Origin of the sequence: Micromonospora inyonensis (assembly GCF_900091415.1) — a bacterium.
In the GTDB taxonomy this organism is placed as follows: Bacteria; Actinomycetota; Actinomycetes; order Mycobacteriales; family Micromonosporaceae; genus Micromonospora; species Micromonospora inyonensis.
On the sequence record NZ_FMHU01000001.1, the window covers coordinates 176,328 to 178,959 of the forward strand.

The 2,632-nt window shown below is 70.9% G+C and carries 1 protein-coding gene and 1 tRNA gene; both read left to right on the forward strand.

The features are described 5' to 3' along the window. Positions 1 to 27: 27 nt before the first annotated feature. A tRNA-Arg gene (locus GA0074694_RS00825) sits at positions 28 to 99 on the forward strand. Between the two features lie 293 nt (positions 100 to 392). Continuing rightward, positions 393 to 2,567 carry an Hsp70 family protein gene (locus GA0074694_RS00830; RefSeq protein ID WP_176737737.1) on the forward strand — a complete coding sequence of 725 codons (2,175 nt, stop codon included), beginning with the start codon at positions 393 to 395 and terminating at the stop codon, positions 2,565 to 2,567. Positions 2,568 to 2,632 lie beyond the last annotated feature (65 nt).

A 2,632-nucleotide genomic window follows, 5' to 3' on the forward strand; every position in this document is an offset into this window, starting at 1 on the left:
CGTTTGCTACGCTTTCCCGGTCGCTGAGCCCCCGTAGCTCAGGGGATAGAGCACCGCCCTCCGGAGGCGGGGGCGCAGGTTCGAATCCTGCCGGGGGCACCTCTCAAAACCAGGCAACACCGACAGAGATGTCGGTTGTCGCCGACAGCAACACCGCACGACCAGCAATGACGACGGCCACGATCCCGACCGGTTCGTGGTCGTCACAGTTCGTGGGACGCCAGGATCCGGTGGACGGCGCAGGCTCCGCCACCGGCAGCAACGCCCAGCAGGCTGGGCGGACGATCTTGTGATCCCCGAAGACAGCGGCGTATCGTGGTGGCGCTGTTGCAGCCGACTATGACGTTTGCGTGGTAGCGGGCTCGGCGAGGGGGATCCTGAATATGTACAGCATGGGTATCGACCTGGGTACCAGCTTTACCGCCGCAGCCGTCGCCTCCACCGGGACTGTGAACATGGCTCCGCTGGCGGGGCAGGCGATCGTCACCCCGTCCGTCGCCTTTCTCGACGAGAAGGGCGTGCTGCTCACCGGTGAGCCCGCCGACCGCCTCGGTCTGCAGCACCCCGGCCGGGCGGCGCGGGAGTTCAAGCGCCGCCTGGGTGATCCCACCCCGGTGGTCCTGGACGGGGCACCGTACTCCCCCACCGCCCTGATGGCCGGTTTGCTCCGGTCCGTGCTGGACACCGTCGGCGAGGCCCAGGGCGGCCCGCCCGACCGGATCGTGCTCACCCATCCGGCCGTGTGGGGCCCGTACCGGCGCGAGCAGTTCGCCGCCATCCCGCACCTGGCCGGCCTGTCCCGTCCGCAGACCGAGTCGGAATCCGTGGCCGGGACGGACGGTCCGACCGTCATCACCACCACGGAGCCGGTGGCCGCGGCCACGTACTACTGCTCCACCCAGCCACTGCCCCCGGACGGCCTGCTCGCGGTCTACGACCTGGGTGGAGGCACGTTCGACAGTGCGGTGGTCCGCAACGGCCGGGACGGGCTGGAGATCATCGGCACCCCCGAGGGCATCGAATGGCTCGGTGGCGCCGACTTCGACCAGGCGCTCATGGACCACGTGGACCGCCAACTGGACGGTGCGGTCACCGCGCTGGACCCGGCCGATCCCGGCACCACGTCCGTCCTGGCCGCCCTCCAGCGCAACTGCATGCTCGCGAAGGAGGCACTGTCGACCCACGACAAGGCGGAGATCAAGGTGCCGCTGCCCGAGGCGGTACGGCACGTGACCGTGACCCGGGAAGCGTTCGAGCACATGATCACGCCGCCCGTGGAGACCACCATCGAGACGTTCCGGCGGACCCTGACCGCCGCCGGAATCACCCTGCAGGATCTCACCGCCGTGCTTCTGGTCGGCGGTTCGTCCCAGATTCCCCTGGTCAACCGGCTGCTGAGGGACACCCTGGGGCGACCGATCATGATCAACACCCATCCGAAGCACGCGGTCGCGCTGGGTGCCGCGATGCTCAGCGCCGCACCCCGCCCGAAGGCGCGTGCCATTCCGGCACCCCGGCGGCCCGTGACCGCGCCGGTCACCGCAGCGGCGGCGGTCCGGGCCGAGGCTCCACCCGCGACAGCCGAACGTGACAGCGGCACACCCGCACCCGCGCCTGCGCGCAAGCCCGCAGCCGCAGCCGCAGCCGTAGCCGCATTCGCCGCCGCGGCCAGGGCCGCAACCACGGCCGCAGCCACGGCCGTGCTGACGCCCAAGGCCAGGCGCGACGCGAAGCACCCGGCGCAGCCGCCGGCGCCGGCGCAGCCGCCGGCGGCTGCGCCGGTGAGCCCGGCCAGCGGCCCCGCCGGGCCCACACCCCCAGCGGCCCCACCGCCCACGGCGCCGCGACGGTGGTCACGGCTCGCGATCACGCGCGTCGCCGTCGCGCTCGGCGCGGTCCTCACCCTGGTGGGCGCGGCGGTCGTGTTCGGGACCGAGACGCCGGATGACCCGACGTCACCCAACGCGACGTCCAGGACCACCACGCCGAACAGCCCGTCGCAGGCACCGGACCCGACCACGAGCGCCACTTCCGCCCCGCGCAGCACGACGGCACGGCCCTCCAGCCCTCCGCCCGCCCGGTCCGCCACCCCCAGCACGCAGCCCAACCAGTCGGTGCTCGCACTCACGGACGTCCGGGTGGGCAAGCCGTCGAAGCTGTCCACGGTTCGCCCGGCAGAGGTCGGTGCCAAGCACTTCGTCGACCGGACAATCAAGATCTCGAGCATTCCGGGGCCGCTCAACGGAGGAGTGCTGATCCCCGGCTCCAGCAACGACAAGCGGATGACGTCGCCGGCGGACTACCTGGTCTTCAATGTCGCGCGCAACGCCACCGTGTACGTCGCCATGGACAGTCGTGGGGCACCGAATGTCGACAACTGGTGGCCGGCGTGGTTGAACCAGCAGGGCTTCGCGCCCACCAGCATGACCATCAAGACCACCGACACGGCCCAGCCCTATTTCGTCGTGTTCGCCAAGCAGGTGCCGGCAGGAAACGTCACGCTGGGACCGAACAGCGCGACGAGCGTGTACTCGACCGGCTACATCACGGTCGTGACCGCTCGTTGACGGGTCGTTGACGGTGATCCCGTGACGAGGTGACAGCAGGGCCCTGAGCCGGAGCGCCCGGCCGT

What these genes read in the sequence shown, in the direction of transcription:
- GA0074694_RS00830 (WP_176737737.1), top strand. Translation starts at nt 393, where the DNA reads ATGGGTATCGACCTGGGTACCAGCTTTACCGCCGCAGCCGTCGCCTCC.